Raw genomic sequence first — 22,403 nt, 5'->3', positions numbered from 1 at the left:
CGGAGGAGCTGGAGATGTCTTTCCGCTCCGCCGAAGCCATCGCAAGCGGGCACGGCGCCGTTCGTCGCCGCTTGCTCCCGGAGCTGCCGGTGGACGTCTTCACCGAGGTCCGCCTGCCCAGCAGGGAATGGGCCTTGGTGGTACAGGGGAACGGGACATCCCCTGACCGGGACTTGGTGGTGGCGGCAGGTGTCACCTGCCGGATTCGTCATGGTCGGCTGGAGGTCGTGTCAGGACCGGAGACCGACAGAGCGATCTTCTGTATTCTGCTGGCTGATCTCGTCGAGCGCCTCGAGTCACCTGGCCCAGCTCGTACCGCAACTCTGGTTCGGCGGTTGGAATCTTGGCGGAGGATGCTCGGCCGCGGCTTCCCCGGTGTGCTTGGCATCGAGGCTAGGTTCGGCCTGTTCGGGGAACTGCTTGTCCTTCGCGAAATCATCCTTCCTGCACTCGGCCCTGCGGCCGTGGGTGCCTGGCTGGGACCGGACGGAGCGCCGCGCGACTTCCAACACCAAGACACCGCCGTCGAGGTCAAAGCAGTCGGACCACGTAATCCCGATCTCTGCCGGATCAGGAACGAGCGACAGTTGGATGCCACCGGACTCTCCAACTTGTTCCTGGTCCACCATGTCATAGGCCAGTCCACGTCCGGGAGCACCCTCGGAGAGCTACTGGACGAACTGCGGTCGCACTCCGATGTCCATGCAGACTTGGCTGAGTTCGAGAACCGCCTGCTGGAGCTGGGTTGGTTCGACAGTCACCGTTCCCAGTACCCCGAACGTTTTGTGATGGCCCGCCGCCGCTGCTATCGAGTCGCCGGTGATTTCCCTCGAATCACCTCTGGCGATACACCTCCAGGTGTGTCTCGCGTGTCATACCTTGTCGATCTGTCGGCCTGCGAGCAACACCTGGTCGACGTGGCGTTGGTCCGTGGAGCGTTCTCTCAGGGAGTCGGAGGGGTGTTGGAGCAGTGAACGCAGTCGAGGAGTTCGGCGTCGACCTTGAGAGGCAGGTCACCGAACGAGTCGAGCAAGAAGACGGCTGGTACAAGCGCGACGCATTCGTGCGGATTGTGGCTGACCACTTGCGCGAAGACGGTTCCCTGGAGGATATTCACGTCTGCTATCACCTGGCCCAGTACGGCCGAAGCCGGATAGAGGTTGCGGGCTACTATTTGAGTGACGAGGGCCATGTTTTGGACCTAGTCGCCGTGGACTATCCACTGGGAGGGCAGACAATACTCAGAAATCAGGTGGCTCAGAGCCTTCGGTGGACCCGTAATTTTGCCCAAGCATGCCGGGACGGCCGGCACCTCCAGATGGAGGAGTCCACTCCAGAGTTCGATATGGCACAGACGATCAATGCACATTGGTCGCAAATTGATAAGATTAGAATCTTTCTTTTTACAGACGGCCGCTCGACGCTGACCAGCCTCGAAAACGACGACCTCGATGGCATTTCGGTCGTCTATGAACTTTGGGATATCGAGCGCATCCGCCGTCTTGCCACCTCGGGACGCCAGGAAGAGCCCATAACTCTGAATATGCTCGAATTCGGCTCCCCGATCCCTTGTCTCCCGGCCACCAGTGACGACAGCGAGTATCATTGCCTAATGGCAGTGTTTCCCGGAAAACTTCTCGCTGACATATACGAGCGCCACGGGGCTAAGTTGCTCCAACGCAACGTTCGTGCGTTTCTTCAGGCGCGGGGGAAGGTTAACAAGGGGATCAACGAGACGATCCGCACACAGCCTGACCGATTTCTAGCGTACAATAACGGCATCTCTGCGACAGTCACCAATGTGGAAGTCGAAGAGGGGCCAGGCGGTCCCCATATTGTTCGGTTCCACGACTTCCAGATCGTCAACGGCGGACAGACCACCGCCTCACTCCACCACGCAGTCCGGCGCGACGATGCGGATCTGCGTCGAGTCCAGGTCGCCGCGAAGATCACGGTGGTTCCGCCCGGGCTTTTGGACGAGCTGGTCCCTCGGATTTCGCGCTACGCCAACTCACAGAACACCATCAACGAGGCGGATTTTGAGTCCAACAGCCCGTTTCATATCCAGCTGGAACAGCACTCACGCAGTGTCTGGGCTCCAGCGCCTGCAGGCTCTACCCGTCAGACTCACTGGTACTATGAACGGGTACGCGGCCAGTACGACGTTGCCAGATCTAGGTTCTCGGCTACGAAGCTCCGCAAGGCATTCGAGCAGGACTTCCCCAAGAGCCACAAGTTCACCAAGACTGATGCTGCCAAGTACGAAATGACCTTTCAGCAACAGCCTCATGTTGTGAGCCTGGGGGCTCAAAAATGCTTCAATGCCTGGACCCTTCAAGTACTTGCGGGGGCCGATCTGCCAACCATCAAGCGCTTCCAGGATCTGGTCGCCAAAAAGATCATTTTTGACCGAGCCCGCAGGGAAATCCAGCTACTCCATCCAAAAGCTGGCTACCTGGCCAACGTGACGACCTACACCGTGGCCCGGTTGCTCAACGACCTGGATGTGGACCATGCGCTCGAGTTGGTCTGGCGGGCGCAGGCTATGCCAGAAGTTCTACTCCAAGCCGTCAGGGAGCTCTGCGGTCCGGTGCGGAAGGTGCTCCTCGCGGCCCCGGGCTCGGGGAACGTGACCGAGTGGTGCAAGAAGCCTGAGTGCTGGAAGCTCGTCCATGACATGTCATGGCATGGCGTACGGCTGTCATAGGCATCCACGAGGCCAAATCGCTTGACGTAGAGTCGATATTGTGTTCGAATCGTCACTGTGAGCACAGGAAGAGCAGCACACGCCCGGTCATAGCCGGGGGCGCTCAGTGCGCCATTCAAGGGCACCGGTAAAATTTTGGTGCCAACGCGGCGGAACGAGCGAAACGGGATGCCAGAGGCGGCAGGGTTGGTGTCCACCACCTACGCGGAGGAGTTGCGAACTCGCGCCGTACGTGTTGTCCTGGTGGCGGTTGTCAAGCTGTGATCAGGGAGGCCAGGGGTGTCGTACTACGGGGTGAAGCTGCACCGCAGTGACGTACTCCGGCTACCCATACATCCTGATGCGATCGACGAGGCGTCGTTCGCGGAGTGGTGCCGCCGACGTGTCCAGGCCGGCGACCGCCTCGCAGTGGACCTTTTCTCGGGTGCAGGGGGTCTGAGCCTCGGCCTGGAGCAGGCAGGCTGGACCGTAGCAGCCTCTGTAGACTCCGATGAGCGGGCGTTGGAAACCCATCGGGCGAACTTCCCCGGTCTCGCTCTCAACGTCGACCTGGCTGATGTCGACGCGCGTCAGCAGCTGATCGAGCTACTGACTGAAGCCGAGATCGACATGATCGCTGGCGGTCCTCCTTGCCAGCCTTTCAGCCGGGCAGGTCGAAGCAAGATTCGGAGCTTGGTCGACGCCGGAGTCCGCGACAGGCTCGATCTGCGTAAGGAGCTGTGGCGCTCTTACCTGGAGATTGTCCTGCAGGTGCGCCCCCGTGCCGTCCTGATGGAGAACGTCCCCGACATGGCGCTGGGCGACGACTTCAGAGCGGTTCGCCACATTGTGGACGAACTGGAACGTGTCGGCTACTTCACACAGGTCAACCTGGTAGACGCCTGGAGGTACGGCGTTCCACAACACCGCAAGCGCCTTATAGTGCTTGCGCGGCGCGACGGCGACAAGTTCCCTTGGCCTGCGTTCTCCGGGCCGGTGCACCTACGCCAAGCTATCGAAGACCTCCCTGCGCTCCCCGAGGACGACCCAGTTGGCGATCGACGACTGCCGTACCGGCCGCAATCCAAGGTGTCCGACTACGCCCTTGACATGCGTAGGGAAGCTACCGAGTCGGACGTGGTTTACGACCACATGACCAGGCCGGTGCGTGACGACGATCTTGAGATCTTCAAACTCATGAATCATAAGACGCTGTACTCGGAGATACCCGATCACCTGCGTCGATACCGGGCGGACCAGTTTGATGACAAGTACAAGCGCCTAGATTGGAACGACTACAGTCGCTCCATCACAGCCCACATCGCCAAGGACGGCTACTGGTACATCCATCCTGAACAGCACCGAACTTTGACCGTTCGTGAGGCTGCGCGCATCCAGACTTTCCCGGACCACTTCCGGTTCGCTGGCACCCGCAGCGATGCCTTCCGACAGATTGGCAATGCCGTTCCTCCCCGGCTCGGTCATGCGGCTGCCTCCGCCCTACTTCCTAGTGGCGACAGTGCGCTCAAAGAGAACCGGTGGCTGGAAGTCCACCACAGTCTTACGGAGTGGGCGGACCGGCAGCGTCAGGGACGCTCCTGGTACCTGTACCCCGGCGAGCACGTCGACCAAGCCGTCGCCCTGGTCGTAGCAATGCTCGGCCCATCGCGGGTCGAATCGCGCAGTATGGAGTGGGCCCTCAACAACCTGCGCGGACGGGTAAAACTGCTCAGGAAGGACCTGGATGAACTCCATGCAGCCGCCTCAGATGACGCACGTATACTGAAGCGGCTGTCTGGGATCGAAGACCTCACCGCACTGCGCAAGATCTGGAATGACAGCGTCGCGCTGATCGGTAAGCTCAAGCTGAAGCCAGCTGAGAAGTCGCTCTTCATGCTACTGATGGGCGAGGACATCATGCTGGCCTCTCAGGGGCCACTACGCGTCGCAGCACGCGTGAACGGCAGCACCTCACACATGCAGAACCGTCTCACCGAAGGTCGAGTTGAAATCGCCCGGCTCATCGGCGGTGGCAACGAGGCACCAGTCAGAATGGCCGCTCTTCGCCACCTGTCGATGACTAACTGTCTGCCGGGTGACGAGCCGTTCTGCGCAACTTGTCCGCTCCAGCGCTGGTGCCAGTTCGCGGCGGGAAAACGGGACGAGGCCAGACTTTACTGACGTCCGTACGCACGGAGATCCAGGTTACGGGCAGTGGTCGCCACCCGACCTGCAGCGTCCTGGAGATCAGCCTTGATCTCACACTCCCAGACACGGAGAACACGCCATCCTGCCTCCGCTAGAAGAGCGTTGTTGCGCTCATCACGAGCACGGTTGACGGCTAGTTTGTGTTCCCATTTCGCCGCGTTAGGACCTCTGAACTTTGTGGGTGAGTGTTTCGGGCAGCCATGCCAGAAACATCCGTCCACGAACACAGCCAACCGCCACCGCGGTAGAACAAAGTCTGGGGTACATCTACCTGCCAGTCTCTGGTGAAGCCGAAACCTGAGGCCGAGCCCATGCACGGCCCGCCGCAGCTCCACCTCTGGCTTGGTGTCGCGTGTGCGTCTCCCACGCAGATGCGCACCCTCGGCTGTCGGAATCCACGCCTCCGCCGTCACCTCTCGGGGTGCAACGCCGCGTTGCTTTGCGCCTGAACCGGACATAAAACCAGTGTCCCAGAAACAGCAGCATGTGCTGCATCCCGGTCCCACAAGCGCCAACCACCCGTCCAGCAGACCAAGCGGTGACCTTCGGAGATCCGGCTGCGCTCGCACGCCCAGTCCTGCTGTCCTGATTTCCCAGTCGGATACTCCAGCGACTCCCGTAATCTGCGGCATGGTCGTTGCGCCGAGTCGGTCGTCCACCGGTCGGGCTCTCCCGGTCTGCTGATCCCTTAGTCTTGACAAGCATGAGGTCCCCTGAGCAGTTGCTGGAGATCTTGGGCCGGGTATGCGCAGACGTACGCGATGCGGCCGTTGGCGCGCCAGACGTACCGGAACGTCTCATCGTGGTTGCGTCGGATACCACGTCAGTGCGCCACGCCGCCGGCCTTGACATCTTCGATCGCGGCGTGATCGCCTTCATAAACGACTCCGGCGTCCCGTTCGTCGAGCAATCGGAACCGCTTACCGCCAAAGCATCGAGATTGAATCCTGAAGCGGTGCTACTCGGAGGCTCGGCTTTAACTGGGCCCCTAGGCGGACCATTCCGCCGAGTGCTGGCTGTGCAACTGTTCTCCAAGCTTCACACAATCCGAGTAGCACGGATCGCCGATATTACTCCACCAGAAGGGACGATACGTTCCATCGGACCGTGGCGAGAGGTCAAATCAGGACCTCGCGTCTGGGCAGAAAATATTCTGCTATAGATCCAGGCAAGCAAATTCCGAGAACGAGCTTCAACAGCCGGACGGGCCCGTTTCCACTAGTTCAACTATTGTCAGAATCGGGGCCCATTCACCTCAACGACCATGAATATTCCAGGGCCCTGGATCGGGTCGCCTACATCGTCGTACGCCAAGAGGCCGCCTGCACCATCCAAGTGGAGCGTGAACCCATCCACGGTGCGGAGGTGCTCACGTCCATCCGCAAGCCGTTCGATGACGCCGGACGGGATTTCAGCGGCTGGAAAGCGGAGCAGTTCGCCTGTGAAGGCACTGGTTACAGCAATTGAGGACCATGACTGCATAGCGTCCCCAGTGATCCTGTTGGCAGCCGACACCGTGATGATCCGCAAACGATGCTCAGCAAATGGATTCGGCTCGGCATCGCCGCGTCCCACAGTGTCAGCCATGGAGCATACTATATCGTGCGGGCATCGATTCTCGGAAGCGTACAGACCGCAGTGGGCTGCAATATCTTGAGATAGATCGAGCGGAACAGTAGCTAAAGACCGCACTGCTCTATCGTGGTGCACACCTCTTACACGCGTACCTAAGGCTCAACCAGCCGACTTTTCGTCAGTATTTGAGCCGGAGTTAACGGGTCCTTCAAGCTCGCCACAGATCCGGCATGCACCTACTTCGAGTTCGCCATCGACTTCATGAGTCATCGGGCATTGACCTCGGGTGAGCTTCTCCAGTGCCTCCTCAGCCGACTCGACCGAAGACCAATAGCCGAGTCCTGGAATTTCGATGACCTCGACACCTGCCAGGTGATGGCTTTTTCGCACAACGACCTCCGGTATGATGCCGTCCTTGTTAAGTTTCACGCCCCTCCCCTGTGTTTATTTCCAGCCCCATATTATTCGGTTCCATCCTACGTCAGCGCGCCCCTGCGCCTGCAGTCGGCTCCGTACCCGGCGTACCTCAAATCAGGCCAGCGGTCCCGGCCGATGCCGTTTGGCGTGGAGAGCCCCGCGATCACTACGGCCTTGCCGACGGCGGCCTTGGCGCCGGACGGCTCCCATGCCTTGCAGTCGTTGCGGTTGCCGGGCAACGGCTGGCCGACAGCGATGACGAGCCGAGTGTCTGCGTCAATGACGACCTGATGATTCGTGGAGTACCGATAGTTCTTCGACTGCTCGGCGACGGTGTGGTCACGGGTGGGGACCAAGGTGCCGTCCACGATCAGCACAGTGTCCCTGCGAAACCGCTTGCGCGGCTGGAGTGCGAGCGAGGGTGCCAGGTGGTCGATGATGCGGCCGGCGGCCGACTTCGATACCCGAACAGCGGCGCCAGCTGCCTTAGAGTCAAGTTCGTCCGCCAGTACGCGGCGACCAGCAGAACCCGGTCCTCCAGCGGCAGGCTCCACGGTCGCCCCCTGCGGACCTCATCCGCGCCTTCGCGTCGCAGTGCTGTCAGCAGCTTGCTGAACTGCCGCGGGCTCAGCCCGGTGAACGGAGCCATCCAGGACGACTCCGACGCCGTGATCACACCAGCCACACCAAGATCACCCCCTGTGGTGGAGCAGCGCTGCGCGATGTCCGGCGGAATCGGATGGTGTGGCACGGCTCCGGCGTCGAGAATCACCGAATGCATGAAGTGAAGCTGTCCGACGGGATCATCACTCTGTCCCCGCTGCGCCTGGACGATGTGGAGGCGCACCTCACGGGGGAGGACGAGCTGCTCGTTCGCTGGCTCAACGGCGGCCCCGGGACACGCGAGGGCATCGAAGCGTACTTTCGGCACTGCCAGCAACAGTGGGAGACGGCCGGGCCGCTCCGCGCTTTCGGCATACGCGCGGGCGCCGACGAGGTGCTCGCGGGGACGGTTGACTTGCGGTTCGCGGGAGAGGGACTGGCTCCCGGACAGGTGAACGTCGCATACGGCCTCTATCCGTCCTGGAGGGGACGTGGTCTGGCTACCCGCGCGGTCCTCCTGGCGTCCCAGTACGCGGCGAACGAGGGCGGACAGGAGGCGGTCATTCAGGTGGAGCCAGAGAATCCCGCATCGGCCGCAGTCGCGCAGCGGGCAGGGTTCACCCTCGGCAAGCAGACGCACAGCAAGGACGGCACACAGTTCAATTGGTACATCCGGGGGCTACACGTCACTACCCAGTGACGAGCGGCAATTACGGGACAGCCCTTAGCTCAGTCCATGGCGAAGGTACTGACGATCGTGGTACTGCACCCGGGGGCGTGGCCCTGAGTGGTGCAGCCGTCTGTGATGTACCCCCTAGGGGGTACACGAACTTCTTTCCCCGCGCGCGTGCTGTCAGAGGTGGTGGCGCAGCATGAGGTCGGCGGGGTACGGGTCCAGGTAGGTCTGTTCCGCCAGGTAGTCGTGGTGCTCGCCCTCCGCGTGGTGGCGCAGGAGGGCGACCGGGACGCTGAGGGGCGTCTCCCCTCGCCGGTAGGACTCGATGGCGGCCACGATGTCGTGCCGCCGGGCCTGGTCGAGGCGGTCGCTCAAGGGGCCGAGGACGTGCATGAGCGCGTTGGTGTGGCGGCCGCGCCTGGCGCGGACGGCCAGGCCCTCGCCGAAAGCGCGGCGGTAGTCGGCTTCCAGGTCGTCGCGGTCCCGGGTGCCCGCCCGGGCGACGATCCGGCCGGTCTCCCGGTAGGCGGCCGGGTGGTGGGCGAGGATCTGCAGCTTGTGCCTGCTGTGGAAGGCGACGAGGTCGCCGGGGCGCCACTCCCCGTCGAAGAGCTCGCGCAGCCTCGCCTGGGCGAAGACGCGCTCGACGAAGTGCTCGCGGAGGACGGGGTCGCGCAGGCGCCCGTCCTCCTCGGCCGGCAGGAGCGGGTACGCGTCCCGTACGGCGCCGGCCCACACGCCCCGGCCGCCGCGGTCGACCGGCTGCCCGTCGGTGCGCTCGCCGGGACGTCCGGACGCGTACCGCGGCAGGCCGCCCAGCCCGCAGCTGGGTGAACGGGACTTGAGCACGTACCCGTCGAGACCGGTGAGGCCGGGGATCCGGTCCCGGGCCAGGCCCATCATCGCTTCGGTGTGGTCGGCGGTCCGGTCCTGGGTGACGATGCGCCCGGCGGTGAGCAGGTGCAGCGTGGCCCGGGGCGCGCCGAGGCCGATCTCCATTTCCGGGCAGACGGGAACCCAGTCGACATGGCGCGACAGCCGGTCGGTGAGGAAGCGGTCGCGGCTGTGGCCGCCGTTGTAGCGGACCGGGGCTCCCAGCAGGCAGCTCGATACCGCGAGCCGGGGGCGCGGGTGGACGCTCACAGGAGGGTGCTCAGGCGGCGCAGCCCGCGGGTGGTGCGCGCCTTGACGGTTCCGAGCGGGACGGCGAGCCGGTCGGCGATCTCCGGCTGGGTGAGCTGCTCGAAGTGGGCGAGGACGAGCGCCTGGCGCTGCACCTCGGGCAGGGCCGCCAGCGCCTTGCGCACGTCGCACGCGGCGTCGACGGCCACGGTCTCGTCGCGCTGCGTCCTGGGGAGGTCGTCCAGCGGCACCGTCCGCCGGGAGTGGCGGGCTTCGGCGCGGAGCTTGTCGATGGCGCGCCTGCGGGCGATCGCCAGCACCCAGGGCTCCAGGTTCCGTGCCGGGTCGAAGCGCCCGCGCGACTGCCAGACCTCCAGGAAGACGACCTGGACGACGTCGTCCACGGCATGGCCGGGCACGAGTTTCGCGACGAGCCGGCGGACGAGCGGGGCGATCGCCCCGTAGCACTCGGTCAGCGCGGTCTCGTCGCCCCGTGCGAGCCGCTCTCCCAGAGTCATCCGCGCCCCTCCGATGAAAATCGCTTCAAAACTTGTTCATAGTCGGAATGTGGGGGCGCGCGCAACCGAGAGGGCGCAAAGGAAGGACTAAATCCGGGCCGGTCAGGGGCGCGGATCAGGACGGCCCGTACGCGGACCCCAGTTCGGTGACCGCCTCGGACAGGGTCGCGACGACGCGGGCGGCGGCCGGCAGCCGGTCCCGCGCCCAGCCGGGCCCGCCGACCACGAGCGGAACGGCGGGACGGGCCCTGGGCAGGCCGTCCAGCCAGCCCGGATCGCCCGTCTCGGCGATCCGCGACCAGACGAACACCGCGCCCGGGCCGGTACGCCGGATCGCGGCGGCCAGGGCCGGCGCCGGGACCCGCGCCCCCAGCAGCCGGACGGCGATGCCCGCCTCCGCGAGCGCGGCGGCGAGCGCGTGCACCGGCAGGCTGTGCTGCTCCTCGGGGGCGCATGCGAGCAGGACGGGTCGCGCGTTCAAGGGCCTGGCCGGCGGCGGCACCTCGGCCAGACGGCCGAGAAGCACCGTGGACAGCAGGTGCTCGACGTCCACGCAGTCGCCGGTCGCGGCGTGCTTGCGGCCGATCCCGTCCAGGACCGGGACGAACAGCCCTTCCCAGGCCCGCACGACCCCGTCCCGTTCGAGCGCCGCCCGGACGGTACGGGCCATCGCGGGAGCGTCCAGCGCCATCGCCGCCCGGGCCAGGCCCCGCACCTCCGCGGACATCGCACCGGACTCCGCGGCGGCCCCGCCGACGGGGACCCGGTTGCCGCCCGCGCCATGGGCCCGGGGCGCGGGCGCCTCACCGGGCTCGCCTCCCACCGCGACCCGCGCGGCCTCCGCCGGCGGGGCCCCGGCGAGGATCATCCGCTGCATCGTCTCCAGCCGGACGATGTCCGCCGGGGCGTAGCGCCGGTGGCTGCCCGCGCTGCGGCGGCTGGGGCCGATGCCGTACCTGCGGTCCCAGGTGCGCAGCGTGGAGGCGGCCACGCCGAGGCGCTGCGCGACCGCGCCCACGCTCAGCCCGGCCTCCTGGTCCGGCGGCCCGCTCATGTGCCTCCTGCCCGCTCGTTGCTCCCCGGCCGCAAAGCGTACGATCTACCAGGTCTTCGCAGGGAACTTAGCGCCGGTTGCAACCGGCGGCGGGCGCCCGGCCACCCGCCCCCCGATCGTCGATCCGGAGTGACCGGCGCGGCGGGTTTGGCCGCCGGCCGCCCCCCTCCTCTCGTTCTGGCAAAGTCCGCGCGGGCGCGTGCTTGCCCAGGTCAGCGGCGGGTACGAGCGGTCCCTGGAGGGGGCGGGGGATGAGCGAGCGGTCGTACCTGGTCACCGGGGCCAGCGGCTACATCGGCGGCCGGCTGGTGCCCGAGCTGCTGGACGCCGGCCACCGGGTGCGGTGCATGGCCCGTTCGGCCCGGCGGCTGCGGGACCATCCCTGGGCGTCGCGGGTGGAGGTCGTGGAGGCCGACGCCACCGACCCGGACGCGACCCGGCGGGCGCTGGAGGGCGTCGCCGTCGCCTACTACCTCATCCACGCGATCGGCGGCGGGAGCGGATTCGCGGAGACCGACCGCCGGGCGGCCCGCACCTTCGCCGCGGCGGCGCGGGACGCGGGGGTGCGGCGCCTCGTCTACCTCGGTGGCATGAATCCCGACCAGGAGCTGTCGCCGCACCTGCGGTCCCGCGCCGAGGTCGGCGAGATCATGCTGGACAGCGGCGTCCCGGTGACGTGGCTGCGGGCGGCGGTGATCATCGGGTCCGGTTCCGCGTCGTTCGAGATGCTGCGCCACCTCACCGAGCGGCTGCCGGTCATGGTCACGCCGCGGTGGGGGCACACGCGCATCCAGCCGATCGCGATCCGCGACGTTCTGCACTACCTCGTGGCGTCGGCCGCGCTGCCCGGCGAGGTGAGCCGCGGCTTCGACATCGGGGGCCCGGACGTCCTCACGTACGAGGAGATGATGCGCCGCTACGCGGCCGTGGCCGGGCTGAGGCGGCGCCTCATCGTGCCGGTCCCGGTGCTGAGCCCGTGGCTGTCGAGCCTGTGGGTGGGGGCCATCACCCCGGTGCCCGGCGGCCTGGCGCGCCCCCTGGTGGAGTCGCTGCGCAACGAGGTGGTGTGCGCCGAGAACGACATCGCCGCGTACGTGCCCCCGCCGCCGGAGGGGGCGACCGGCTTCGACCGCTCGGTGGCCCTGGCCCTGCGCCGCGTCCGGGAGACCGACGTCGCGACCCGCTGGTCCTCGGCCAGCACCCCGGGCGCGCCCAGCGACCCCCTACCGACGGACCCGGACTGGGCGGGCGGCAGCCTCTACACCGACGAGCGGACCCGGCGCGCGCACGCCCCGCCGGAGCGGCTGTGGGAGGTCGTCGAGGGCATCGGCGGGGAGCGCGGCTGGTACTCGTTCCCCCTCGCCTGGCGGGCGCGCGGGGTCATCGACCGGCTGGTGGGCGGCGTGGGGTTGCGGCGCGGGCGCCGCGACCCGCGGCGGCTGCGGGCCGGGGAGGCGGTGGACTTCTGGCGCGTCGAGGAGATCGAGCCCGGTCGCCTGCTGCGGTTGCGCGCCGAGATGCGGCTGCCCGGCCTCGCCTGGCTCGAACTGCGCGTGGACGGGGACGACGGGGACGACGCCCGCGCCCGCCTCACCCAGCGGGCGCTGTTCCACCCGAGAGGGCTGGCCGGGCACGCGTACTGGTGGGCGTTCCGCCCGTTCCACGAGGTGGTCTTCGGGGGGATGAGCCGGGGCATCGCCCGCGCCGCCGAGCAGGACACCGTCACCGCGGGGCACCGTGCCAGCGCAGCGCGCCGCGAAGGCTGACCGCCCGGGGACGGGGCCGCGCCCGTTCCTTTTGCTCGGGATGCAACCGATCCGCCGTCCCGTCCCGAAGACCTGGGCGAGGGATCGGACGGCGGCGACGGAGGTGACGGTGATCCCCCATCGTGGCGGAGCACGGGGCCGCGCACCGGGCGGGTGGCGCTGATGGCCGCGGCCGCGACCGGCCCGGTCGTCGTGGTCGGCGCCGGGCTGGGCGGCCTCGCGGCGGCGGTCCACCTGGCGGCGGCCGGGCGCGAGGTGGTGGTCGTCGAGGCGCTCGACGAGCCCGGCGGGTGCTGCGGCACCGCGAGCATCGGGCCGTACCGGTTCGACACCGGCCCTTCGGTGCTCACCATGCCGGGCGTGCTGGCCGAGACCTTCGGCGCGGCGGGCGAGGACATGGACGGCGTGCTGCCGCTGGAGCGGCTGGACCCGTACTACCGGCTGGCCTTCCATGACGGCTCCCACCTGGACGTGGTGGCCGGCGAAGAGGAGATGGCCGGCAACGTCCGGGCGCTGTGCGGGCCGGCCGAGGCCGAGCGGTACCGGCGGTTCCGGCGCCGGCTCGGCGCGATGTTCGAGGCGGAGTGGCCGGCGTTCATCGACGCGGACATGACCCGGCTGCGCGGCATGGCCCGGCCGTACGCGCTGCTCCGGCTGGCCGCCGCCGGCGGGTTCCGGCGCCTGGACCGCTTCGTGGCCGCGCACCTGCGCGACGAGCGGCTCGTCCGGGCGCACACGTTCCAGGCGCTGTACGTCGGGCTTCCCCCGCACAAGGCGCTGGCCGTCTATGCCGTCGTCGCGCACATGGACACCGTCGGCGGCGTCTACTTCCCGTCCGGCGGAGGGATGCACGCCATCCCGCGGGCCCTGGCGGGCGTGGCGGAGAAGGCGGGCGCCTGCTTCCGGTACGGGGTGCGCGCCGAACGGGTCGAGACCGACGGCTCGGGCGTGGTGGCGGTCCGGCTCGAAACCGGTGAACGGGTCGCCGCGAGCCATGTGGTGATCGCGTGCGACCTGCCCCGGGCCCACCGGGGGCTGCTGCCGGAAGCGGCCCGCGACTGGCGGCTGCGCAAGCCGCGCTACTCGCCGTCCTGCCTGGTCGTGCACTTCGGGCTCGACCACCGGCCGGCCGGGCGGGCGCATCACACGCTGCATTTCGGCCGCTCGTGGACCGGCACGTTCGACGCCCTCGCGGCCGGGCGCCCGCAGCCCGATCCCAGCCTCCTGGTCACCTGCCCGCAGGCCGACGGGACCGCCGCCCCCGCCGGGCACGCCACCCTGAGCGCGCTCGAACCGGCGCCCAACCTGGCGGGCGGAGCCGACTGGGAACGGCTCGCGCCGCGCCTCCGGGAACGCCTGCTGCGCCGCCTGGAGGCCCTCGGATACGGCGACCTGTCATCGGCTCCCCAGACGGTCCTGGACCCGCCCGCCTGGGAGCGGATGGGCCACTCCGCCGGCACCCCGTTCGCCCTCGACCACCGCTTCCGCCAGACGGCATGGTTCCGGCCCTCGGGGAGGAGCCGCCGCGTTCCCGGCCTGCACTACGCCGGGATGTACACCGCCCCGGGAGTGGGGGTCCCCCCGGTGCTGATCTCCGGCCGGCTGGCCGCCGCCCGGATCCTGGAAGGCAGCCGATGACGCTGACCGCGAGCTACGAGCGATGCCGCCGCCTCAACGCCGACCACGGCCGCTCCTACTACCTGGCCACCCTGCTGCTCCCGCCGTGGAAGCGGCGGCACGTCCACGCGCTGTACGGCTTCGCCCGCTACGTAGATGACATCGTTGACATTGACGACGTCGACGACTCGTCGGGCGGCACCGCCGGGCGGGCCGCGGCGCTCGACGGCCTCACCGCCGCGCTGGGCGTCGCCCTGGACGGCGGGCCGGCCGAGGGGCCGGTGCTGCCCGCGTTCGCGCACACCGTGCGTTCGTTCGGGATCGAGCGCGCCGACATCGAGGCGTTCCTGCGCTCCATGCGCACCGACCTGGCCGTCACGCGGTACGACACCTACGAGGACCTGCTGGTGTACATGGAGGGGTCGGCCGCGGCGATCGGGCTGATGATGGTGCCGGTGCTGGAGACGGTGCCGGGCGCCGAGCAGGCGGCCCGCGAACCCGCGCGCGAGCTCGGCCGGGCGTTCCAGCTGACCAACTTCCTGCGGGACGTGAGCGAGGACCTGGCCCGCGGCCGGGTGTACCTCCCGCGCCGCGACATGGCGGCGTTCGGCGTGACCGAGGACGACCTCGCCGGTCCCGCCGCGAGCGGGGCGCTGAGGGAGCTGGTGGCGTACGAGGCCGGCCGGGCCCGCGACCACTACCGCCGGGCGCTGGCGGGGGTGGAGCTGCTGGCGCCGTCCTCGCGGCCCTGCATCCGCGCCGCGTACGAGCTGTACGGCGGCATCCTGCACGAGATCGCCGCGGCCGGCCACGACGTGCTGGCCGGCCGGGCCCGGGTGCCGCGCCGGCGCCGGGCCGCCATCTTCGCGCGGCACCTGAGGGCGGCGTCGGCCGCCCGCCGGGCCGAGCGGCGCGTACCTGCCGGGGTGCGGTGACATGACCGTTTCCCGCGACGCGAAACGGACGGCCGGCGAGACGGCCCGCGCCGAACCGCACGGCACGGGCAGAACAGACGGCACAGGCGGGGCGGGCATCACGGACGGCGCGGGCGGGGCGGGTCCGGTGGGGGTCGTGCTGGACGCGATGGGCGGCGACCACGGCCCCGCGGAGACGGTGCCCGGGGCGCTCGCCGCGCGGCGCGAGCACGGCGTGCCGGTGACCCTCGTCGGCAGGGCCGGCGAGCTCCACCGCGAGCTGCGGCGGCATGGCGCGGCGGGCGAGGTCGGCGTGCTGCACGCCGGGGACGTCGTGCCCATGGCCGAGCGGGGCGCGGGAGCCGCCGCCCGGCCCGGGTCGAGCCTGATGGTGGGCTGCGAGCTGGCCCGCAGGGACGGGGCCGCGTTCGTCTCGGCCGGGTCCACCGGAGCCGTCGTGACGTGCGCGGTCCGGGTCCTCGGCCGGCGGGAGGGCGTCCTGCGGCCGGCGCTGGCGGTGGCGCTGCCGTCGCTGACCGGCGCCACCGTCCTGGTCGACGCCGGGGCGACCGCCGACCCGACGCCGGAGATGGTGGCGCAGTTCGCGCTGCTGGGCGCCTCCTACGCCCGGAACGTGCTCGGCGTCGGCGACCCGTCCGTGGGGCTGCTGTCCCTGGGGTCCGAGCCCGGCAAGGGCAACCGGCTCGCCCGCGAGGCCGCCCGGCTCCTGCCGGCCCTGCCCGTCCGCTTCCACGGCAACGTCGAAGGGCACGACGTGCTGGCGGGAACGGTCGACGTGGTGGTGACCGACGGATTCACCGGCAACGTCGTGCTCAAGAACGTCGAGGGCTCCGTCCGGACGACCCTGGAGCTGGTCGCCCGGGCCGGTATCGCCGCCCCCGAGCGGCTGCGCGAGGTGGGGCGGCTCTACGCCGCCGAGACCCACGGGGGCGCGGCGCTGCTGGGCCTGGCGGGGACGGCCGTCGTCGCGCACGGCTCGTCGAGGTCGGCCGCCATCGCCCGCGCGTGCGTGGTGGCGCGCGACCTGGCGGCGGAGAGCGCCCCGGCCCTCGCGCGCGGGCCCGCCGGTCCCGGGCCGGTGACGTGACCGGCTCACGCCGGCCCGCCGCGCAGCGGGTCGCGGCCGTCCCAGGTGCCCTCGCTGCCGTACGGGGCGAAGCGCGCGAAGAGCTCCTCGGAGTACCAGCCCTCGCCGCGCACCCGGCCGATGACCGAGCGGTGCGCGGCGCCGCCGTGGGCGAAGCGGGCGATGGCGGCCTCGTCCCGCCACAGCGAGAACGTCGCCTGCCGGGCCAGCGGCCATTCCCCCACCCCGACCGAGGCGAGGCAGCCCTCCTGGCAGCTCAGCAGCCGGTCGACGTCCGGAATCGACCGGTAGAACGCCACCAGCCGGGCCGGCCGGATCGAGGCCCTGGTCAGCACCGCCACCGGCGCGCGCGGCCGGGCGCGCCCGCCCGGGGTCGGGAGGGCGCCCGCCGTCCCGAACGGGTCCCGGCCGCCCCACGAGCCGCGCGAGACCAGCGGCGCCAGCCGCACCTGCCAGCTCTCCGCGGCCTCCTCCCGCCAGCGCGCCGCCACCGGCGAGCGCGCCAGGAACCCCGCCAGCGCCGGCTCGCCGTCCCAGACCGCGAACAGCGCCCAGCGGCGCAGGTCGGCGCCCAGGCTCATGGACCGGCCCCGGCCCGTCCCGAGCAGCCGCCAGAACCGCAGCCCGGCGGTGCGGCGCAGCACCGGCCGGTCGAACGCCATGTAGCGCATGGCGTCCGCACCCGCGTACCTGACGAGGTGGAACGAGGCGATGACTTCAGTGCTCGTGGCGATCATCGGCGGCTACCTGCTCGGCTCGGTGCCGGTCGCGGTGCTGGTCGGCCGGGTCCGCGGATTCGACCCGCGCGAGACCGGCGACCGCAATCCCGGCTTCTGGAACGTGATGGAGCTGGCCGGGTGGCGGGCCGCCGTCCCCGTCTTCGCCGGCGACATGCTCAAGGGGACGGCGGCGGGGCTGGCCGGGCTCGCGGCGGGCGGCGGCGAGACGGGACCCCTCGGCGTGGTGGCCGGGGCGAGCGTCCTGCCCGTGTACGCGGCGGTCGCGGCGGCGATGGCCGGCCACGCCTGGCCGGTGTTCGCCGGCGGGCGCGGCGGGCGCTCGATCCTCGCCTTCGCCGGCGGGTTCGCCGTGATCTGCCCGCCGGCGTTCGCGCTCGGGATCGCGCTGCTGGTCGGGGTGAGTCTCGCCCGGCGCTCGTTCGCGCTGGGCACGCGGGTGGCGGTGTTCTCGCTGCCCGTGCTGCAGCTGTTCTTCATGCCGGCGACGCGGGTCGCCGCGACCGGAGCGCTGATGTGCCTCATCGGCTGGCGATTCGGCCAGGCCGCGCTGGCCGGCCGCCGCGCGTGACCGCCGCTCCGGCGCGTTCCGCCGCCCGCTCCGCGCGGCGGCCGGGGGCGCTGACCGCGTCGCGGCCGTACGCGCGGCCGCGCCACGTGCGCGCCGGCCGTACGGCGGCCTGCGTCAGGCGTACCGCGGCCGCCGCGTCGAGCAGCGGTGAGAGGGCCAGGCCGGCGCCCGGCCGCGCGTAGCTGCCGCGCAGCGCGGCCACCAGCAGCAGCCGCTGCGCGAGCAGCGCGGCGTCGAGCGGCGTGGGCCTCCCGGCCGCCAGCCGCAGCACCGGCAGCGCCGCGGTCAGCCAGATCACCGCCAGGTCCCCGGTGAGCCGGCCCCTGCCGGTCACGTCCCGCAGCGACAGCGAGCGCCCCCACTCCCGCCACACCTCCGCGGCGGACGCGTGCATGTCGACCTCCAGCAGCGCGCCGGCGTCCCGGAATCCGACCCGCCAGCCGTCCCGGGCGAGCAGCCGGCCGAGCGCGACGTCGTCGGTGAGATGGCGGCGGACCCGGGCGAAGCCGTCGGCCTCCACCATGCCGGACTTCCGGAAGGCCATGCACTGGCCGTTGACCAGGAGGCGGTCCGGGGACGGGGCCTCCGGCCCGATCGGGCCGAACCGGTAGACCAGGGTGGCCAGGAACGAGGCGTGCAGCGCCTGCTCGGCCGTGCCGTCGCAGACGAAGCGCGGCCCGGCCGTCACCAGGTCGTGGTCGTCCAGCAGCTCCGCGAGCGCCCGGCACAGGCCCGGCTTGGGGCGCGTGTCGGCGTCCAGGAGGACCACGACGGGGCCGGCGGCGGCCGCCACCCCCTGGCGCAGCGCCCACTGCTTGCCGACCCAGCCGTCCGGCGGCGGAGTGCCGGCGACGACCGTGGCGCCGAGGCGGGAGGCCAGGCGCGCGGTCGCGTCGCGCGACTCGTCGTCCACGACGATGACCTCGGCGACGTCCGGGTCGGCCAGCACCGGCTCCAGGCAGCCGGCGATGCGGGCCTCCTCGTCGCGGGCGGGGATCACCACCGAGATCGGCGGCGCCGGGGGCCCGGGGGCGGGCGGGGCGAGCGGCGCCGGACGGTTCCGCCCGCGCGCGAGCCGCGCCGCCACGATCGCGGCGGCCACCGCCTGCGCCGCGGTGAGCGGTCTCACCGTGCTCCCCTGGCGGCCCGGGCCGGGCGCGGCGCCCCGCGCGGGAAGTCCTCCTCGACCAGCGAGGCGACGATGCGGCCGCCCATCGCGACCAGCGGCAGCCCGCCGCCCGGGTGCGCCGACCCGCCCACCAGGTACAGCCCCCGCCGCGGCCCGCGGTTGCCCGGCCTGCGGAACGGCGCGAACCGGCCCCGGTAGGCCGTGCCGTAGATCGCCCCGCCCCACGCGCCGTACCGGTCGCGCAGGTCCGCGGGAGTGAACAGGTCCACGAACCGCAGCCGCCCCGACAGGTCGTGCCCGCGGCGGGCCAGCAGGTCCAGCACCAGGTCGCGGTAGGACTCGGGGGACATCGGCCAGCGGCCCGGATCCCCGGCGGGAACGTTGACGAGCATGGTCCAGTTCTCCGCGCCGGCGGGGGCCTGGGACGCGTCGTCGACCGCCGAGCAGCCGATGTAGACGGTCGGGTCCCGCGGCGGCCGCCGCCGCTCGAAGATGTCGGCGAACTCCCGCCGGTAGTCGGCCGAGAAGACGACGGAGTGGTGGGGCAGCCCCGCGGTCCGGCCCTCGACCCCGGCCAGCATCAGGAACGCCGACGAGGACGGGCCGAGCCGGGCCAGCCGGCGCAGCCGCCGCCCGTCGGGCAGCAGCCGGCCGTACAGGGCGGCCGCGTCGGCGTTCACCACCACCGCGTCGGCCGTGTCCCGCCCGCCCGACGCCAGCACCACGCCCGACACCGCCGTACGGCCGGCGACCACCTCGGCCACCTCGGCGCCGGTGCGCACCTCCACCCCTGCGGCGGCCAGCAGCCCGGCGAGGTCGGCGGCGATCCGCGGCAGCCCGCCCGGCACGTACCAGCCGCCCTCGCCGTGCTCGATCGCGGGGACGCAGCCGAGCGCGGCCGGCGCCGTGTACGGGCTCGATCCCGCGTACGTCGCGTACCGCCCGACGTACTGGCGGAGCCGCGGATCGCGGAAGAAGCGCCGCGCGAGCCCGTTCAGGGTCCGTCCCGGTGCCACGGCGAGGAGGTCGCCCGGCCTGGCGTGCTCCGGCGGGCGGCCGAGCGGCCCGGCGAAGAAGGTGCGCCGCGACGCGTCCAGGCACCGCCGCGCCCAGCCGTGGAAGGCGTGCCAGGCGGCGCCCTGGCCGGGGGCCAGCCGGTCGACCGCCCGGGCCATCGCCTCCGGGTCGCGCCACGCGCGCAGCTCCGACCCGTCGGCGAAGCGGTACCGGCACAGCTCCTCCAGCTCCACCAGGCCGCGCTCCACGCCCAGTTCCCGGAAGATCCCGGGCAGCGTGAGCAGCGACGGCCCCAGCGAGAAGGCGAACCCCTCGCGCTCGTACTCGGCCAGCTTGCCGCCGAGCCGGTCGAGCCGCTCGTACAGCCGGACCTGATGGCCGCCCCGCGCCAGCAGCAGCGCGGCGACCATCCCCCCGACCCCGCCCCCGACCACGATCACCTCGGCCATCGACGCCTCCCGGCCAGCACCACGAACGTCCCCATCGCGACTCCACCGGCGACCGCCACCAGCCGGTCCGGCGGTTCGAAGACCGCCGCGAACGCCAGCGTCTCCATCGCGGCCATCACCGCGTAGAGCGCGACGAGCCCGCCCGCCGCGGCCGCGGCCGACCGTCCCACGATGGCATCGATCACCACCATGACCAGCGCCGACACCGCCAGCCACCCGAGGAAGTTGCTGACCGGCACGCCCCGGTACGGGCCCGGGTCCGCCCACGTCCACAGCCCGAGCCGCAGCATCTGCGGATCCAGGAACAGGTCCCACGCCGTCAGCGCCAGTGCCCCCACCGCCACGCGCGGCGGCCCGCCGCCGGGGACGATCGCGGTGGCGACCGCGTGCGCCGCCAGTCCCATGCCGCCCCAGGCGACCGCCACGATGACCGGCACGCCGCCCGGCTGCGGCCACAGCACCGGGGTGTAGTCGTACTCCCCGAACGGGACGCCCGTGCGGACGCCGACCCACTCCGCCGCGTACCCGACGGCCACCACGGCGCCGAAGGCCCCCGCCGCCCGCGCGGGGCCGTGGCGGGCCGCCAGGAACGCCACGGCGCTCGCCGCCAGCAGCACGACCACGACGCTCGTCAGCCGGAGCTCCTCCGGCCGGACACCCGACAGCACCTGCGCCATCACCATCGCGACCAGGAGGCCGGTCCCGATGACGACCGGCGCCCTCGGCCGCGGCTTCGCGAGCCTCTCCCGCCGCCCGACCTGCCCGCCGCGCACTTGCCCCATACAGAGTCCTTCGGAGGAACCGGCGCATCGGATGCACCCGATCCGTAGGCCGGCGGATCGGAGACCAGCGGACCTGAGACCAGCGGATCAGAGACCAGCGGACCTGAGACCAGCGGATCAGAGACCAGCGGACCTGAGACCAGCGGATCGGAGACCGGCGGATCAGAGGCCAGCGGATCAGAGGCCGGCGGATCTTCAGGGGCGGGCGCCACATCGGGTGCGGCGGGCGCCACATCGGATGTGGCGCCCCTGGGAGTACGACCCCCGTGCCGTCCCATCGGCCCGATCCCTGGAGCGATCATGACGATCGGTCTTCCCGGTCCCAGCGGCCCGCCCGTCGCCCGCGCGCCCGAGACGGTCACTCTCGGCGCGCATCTCGCGGGGTGCCTCCAGCGCCTCCGCGCCGCCGCGGGATACCCCGTCACCGGCATCGAGGACATGCGGGCGCTGCACGAGCTGCTGGGGGCGGCCGGTTCGCTGCCGCTCGGCGGGCAGCCGGCGTCGGCGTCGTTCGTCAGCGACGACCACACTCCCGCGGAGCTGTCGGTGTCGTTCCCCGGCGGGGGTGTCCCGTCCGTGCGGGTGCTGGTGGAGCCCGGCTGCGTCGCTCCCACGCTCGCCGAGAGCGCCCGCGTCGGCCGGCGCGCGGTCGAGCGCCTCGCGGAACGGTGGGGCTGCTCGACCGGGCCGCTGCGCCTGGTCGAGGACCTCTTCCTGCCGCCCGCGCCGCGCGGCCGCTTCGCGCTGTGGTGCGCGCTGGAGCTGCGCTGCGGCGGAACGCCCGGGATCAAGGTCTACCTCGATCCCCTCGCCCGCGGCCCGGAGGGGGCCGCCGCGGCCGTCGGGGAGGCGCTCGGCCGGCTCGGCCACGGCCGCGCGTGGCCCGCCCTGCTGGAGAGCGCCGCGTCCCGGCCCGGCGACGAGCTGATGTTCTTCTCGGTGGACCTGGGCGACTGGGCGGCGCCGCGCGTCAAGGTCTACGTGGCGCACCGGGGCATCTCCGCCGAGGGCGCCGGCCACATCGCCCGGCTGGCGTGCGGCGGCGGCCGTCCGGGTGTGGCGCGGTTCTGCCGGGAGGCCGCCGGGACCGGCATGTTCGACCGCAGGCCGCTGGTGTCCTGCTTCTCCTTCACCGGGCGGGACGCCGCGCGTCCCACGGCCCACACCGTGCACGTCCCCGTGCGCGACTACGTCCGGGACGATCGGGAGGCCCGGGACCGCGCCGCCGCCCTGCTCCTGCGGCGGGGCGTGCCGGCCGCGCCGCTCGACCGCGCGCTGGCCGCGATGACGTCGCGCGACCTGGGCGGCGGGGTCGGGCTGATCTCGTACCTGTCCCTGGTGCAGGCGGACGGCGCCGAGCCCCGGCTGACGGTCTACCTCTCGCCCGAGGCGTACCGGGTCCGCGCGCCGCGAACGAGCGGCTGACCGGGGACGCGCGGCACGCGGCCACGAAC

At 71.0% G+C, this 22,403-nt stretch carries 20 protein-coding genes and 1 pseudogene; 10 read left to right on the top strand and 11 right to left on the bottom strand.

Annotation, left to right across the window (positions count from 1 at the left end; genetic code table 11):
• Positions 1–14: 14 nt before the first annotated feature.
• From ACA361_RS26345 to ACA361_RS26335, 3 genes are all read left to right on the top strand, one after another.
• Entirely contained in the window at positions 15–974 is a 960-nt protein-coding gene (locus ACA361_RS26345) for a PD-(D/E)XK motif protein (protein WP_375016063.1), read from the top strand.
• Entirely contained in the window at positions 971–2,707 is a 1,737-nt protein-coding gene (locus tag ACA361_RS26340; RefSeq protein WP_375016062.1) for an AIPR family protein, read from the top strand. Before ACA361_RS26345 ends, ACA361_RS26340 begins: the two co-directional genes overlap by 4 nt.
• A 279-nt stretch (positions 2,708–2,986) precedes the next feature.
• Entirely contained in the window at positions 2,987–4,867 is a 1,881-nt protein-coding gene (locus ACA361_RS26335; RefSeq protein WP_375016060.1) for a DNA cytosine methyltransferase, read from the top strand.
• Here ACA361_RS26335 and ACA361_RS26330 read toward each other — a convergent pair.
• The 4 genes and pseudogenes from ACA361_RS26330 to ACA361_RS26315 form a co-directional block, all read right to left on the bottom strand.
• Positions 4,861–5,352 (bottom strand): very short patch repair endonuclease, encoded by a 492-nt coding sequence (locus tag ACA361_RS26330; RefSeq protein WP_375016058.1) that lies wholly within the window; start codon positions 5,350–5,352, stop codon positions 4,861–4,863. The two genes, ACA361_RS26335 and ACA361_RS26330, sit on opposite strands and share 7 nt — an antisense overlap.
• 775 nt (positions 5,353–6,127) lie before the next feature.
• A complete protein-coding gene (locus ACA361_RS26325) occupies positions 6,128–6,481 on the bottom strand; it encodes a hypothetical protein (RefSeq protein WP_375016055.1) in 354 nt (117 codons plus the stop codon).
• Positions 6,482–6,628: 147 nt separating this feature from the next.
• Complete coding sequence (locus tag ACA361_RS26320; RefSeq protein ID WP_375016054.1) at positions 6,629–6,898, bottom strand: hypothetical protein; 270 nt, start codon at positions 6,896–6,898, stop codon at positions 6,629–6,631.
• A 146-nt stretch (positions 6,899–7,044) separates the two neighbouring features.
• Positions 7,045–7,571, bottom strand: a pseudogene (locus ACA361_RS26315) (transposase family protein); the annotation flags it as partial.
• Positions 7,572–7,661: 90 nt separating this feature from the next.
• On the opposite strand from ACA361_RS26315, the gene ACA361_RS26310 reads away from it, so the two are divergent.
• A complete protein-coding gene (locus ACA361_RS26310) occupies positions 7,662–8,189 on the top strand; it encodes a GNAT family N-acetyltransferase (RefSeq protein WP_375016051.1) in 528 nt (175 codons plus the stop codon).
• Between the two features lie 153 nt (positions 8,190–8,342).
• On the opposite strand, the gene ACA361_RS26305 is transcribed toward ACA361_RS26310, so the two are convergent.
• From ACA361_RS26305 to ACA361_RS26295, 3 genes are all read right to left on the bottom strand, one after another.
• Positions 8,343–9,308, bottom strand: coding sequence for a YbgA family protein (locus ACA361_RS26305; RefSeq protein ID WP_375016049.1), 966 nt, complete (start codon positions 9,306–9,308; stop codon positions 8,343–8,345).
• Positions 9,305–9,805: an RNA polymerase sigma factor gene (locus ACA361_RS26300; RefSeq protein ID WP_375016047.1), complete on the bottom strand. Its 501-nt coding sequence runs from the start codon at positions 9,803–9,805 to the stop codon at positions 9,305–9,307. The genes ACA361_RS26305 and ACA361_RS26300 overlap by 4 nt, the downstream gene beginning before the upstream one ends.
• A gap of 115 nt (positions 9,806–9,920) precedes the next feature.
• Complete coding sequence (locus ACA361_RS26295; protein WP_375016045.1) at positions 9,921–10,859, bottom strand: MerR family transcriptional regulator; 939 nt, start codon at positions 10,857–10,859, stop codon at positions 9,921–9,923.
• A gap of 251 nt (positions 10,860–11,110) precedes the next feature.
• Here ACA361_RS26295 and ACA361_RS26290 point away from each other — a divergent pair, with 251 nt between their 5' ends.
• The 4 genes from ACA361_RS26290 (at position 11,111) to ACA361_RS26275 (ending at position 16,264) form a co-directional block, all read left to right on the top strand.
• Positions 11,111–12,625, top strand: coding sequence for an SDR family oxidoreductase (locus ACA361_RS26290; RefSeq protein ID WP_375016043.1), 1,515 nt, complete (start codon positions 11,111–11,113; stop codon positions 12,623–12,625).
• A 162-nt stretch (positions 12,626–12,787) separates the two neighbouring features.
• Positions 12,788–14,263 carry a phytoene desaturase family protein gene (crtI, locus tag ACA361_RS26285; RefSeq protein ID WP_375016042.1) on the top strand — a complete coding sequence of 492 codons (1,476 nt, stop codon included), beginning with the start codon at positions 12,788–12,790 and terminating at the stop codon, positions 14,261–14,263.
• Complete coding sequence (locus tag ACA361_RS26280) at positions 14,260–15,177, top strand: phytoene/squalene synthase family protein (RefSeq protein ID WP_375016040.1); 918 nt, start codon at positions 14,260–14,262, stop codon at positions 15,175–15,177. Before crtI ends, ACA361_RS26280 begins: the two co-directional genes overlap by 4 nt.
• A 148-nt stretch (positions 15,178–15,325) precedes the next feature.
• Positions 15,326–16,264: a phosphate acyltransferase gene (locus ACA361_RS26275; protein ID WP_375016463.1), complete on the top strand. Its 939-nt coding sequence runs from the start codon at positions 15,326–15,328 to the stop codon at positions 16,262–16,264.
• Between the two features lie 5 nt (positions 16,265–16,269).
• Here the strand turns inward: ACA361_RS26275 and ACA361_RS26270 are convergent, their stop codons facing one another.
• The gene (locus ACA361_RS26270; RefSeq protein ID WP_375016038.1) at positions 16,270–17,001 is read right to left on the bottom strand and encodes a spheroidene monooxygenase; all 732 of its coding nucleotides are present in this window, start codon (positions 16,999–17,001) and stop codon (positions 16,270–16,272) included.
• On the opposite strand from ACA361_RS26270, the gene ACA361_RS26265 reads away from it, so the two are divergent.
• Entirely contained in the window at positions 16,976–17,572 is a 597-nt protein-coding gene (locus tag ACA361_RS26265; protein WP_375016037.1) for a glycerol-3-phosphate acyltransferase, read from the top strand. The two genes, ACA361_RS26270 and ACA361_RS26265, sit on opposite strands and share 26 nt — an antisense overlap.
• Here ACA361_RS26265 and ACA361_RS26260 read toward each other — a convergent pair.
• From ACA361_RS26260 to ACA361_RS26250, 3 genes are read right to left on the bottom strand one after another with little or no spacing between them, the layout of a single operon-like run.
• Positions 17,523–18,701, bottom strand: coding sequence for a glycosyltransferase (locus ACA361_RS26260; protein WP_375016035.1), 1,179 nt, complete (start codon positions 18,699–18,701; stop codon positions 17,523–17,525). The two genes, ACA361_RS26265 and ACA361_RS26260, sit on opposite strands and share 50 nt — an antisense overlap.
• Complete coding sequence (locus ACA361_RS26255) at positions 18,698–20,167, bottom strand: phytoene desaturase family protein (RefSeq protein ID WP_375016033.1); 1,470 nt, start codon at positions 20,165–20,167, stop codon at positions 18,698–18,700. Before ACA361_RS26255 ends, ACA361_RS26260 begins: the two co-directional genes overlap by 4 nt.
• Positions 20,155–20,949 (bottom strand): carotenoid biosynthesis protein, encoded by a 795-nt coding sequence (locus ACA361_RS26250; RefSeq protein WP_375016031.1) that lies wholly within the window; start codon positions 20,947–20,949, stop codon positions 20,155–20,157. The genes ACA361_RS26255 and ACA361_RS26250 overlap by 13 nt, the downstream gene beginning before the upstream one ends.
• Positions 20,950–21,249: 300 nt before the next feature.
• On the opposite strand from ACA361_RS26250, the gene ACA361_RS26245 reads away from it, so the two are divergent.
• Entirely contained in the window at positions 21,250–22,374 is a 1,125-nt protein-coding gene (locus ACA361_RS26245; RefSeq protein ID WP_375016030.1) for a tryptophan dimethylallyltransferase family protein, read from the top strand.
• The last annotated feature ends 29 nt before the right edge of the window (positions 22,375–22,403 follow it).

The organism is Actinomadura sp. 21ATH (assembly GCF_041951345.1).
Classification (GTDB): Bacteria; Actinomycetota; Actinomycetes; order Streptosporangiales; family Streptosporangiaceae; genus Spirillospora.
This window is presented reverse-complemented; position numbering and strand designations above follow the sequence as displayed.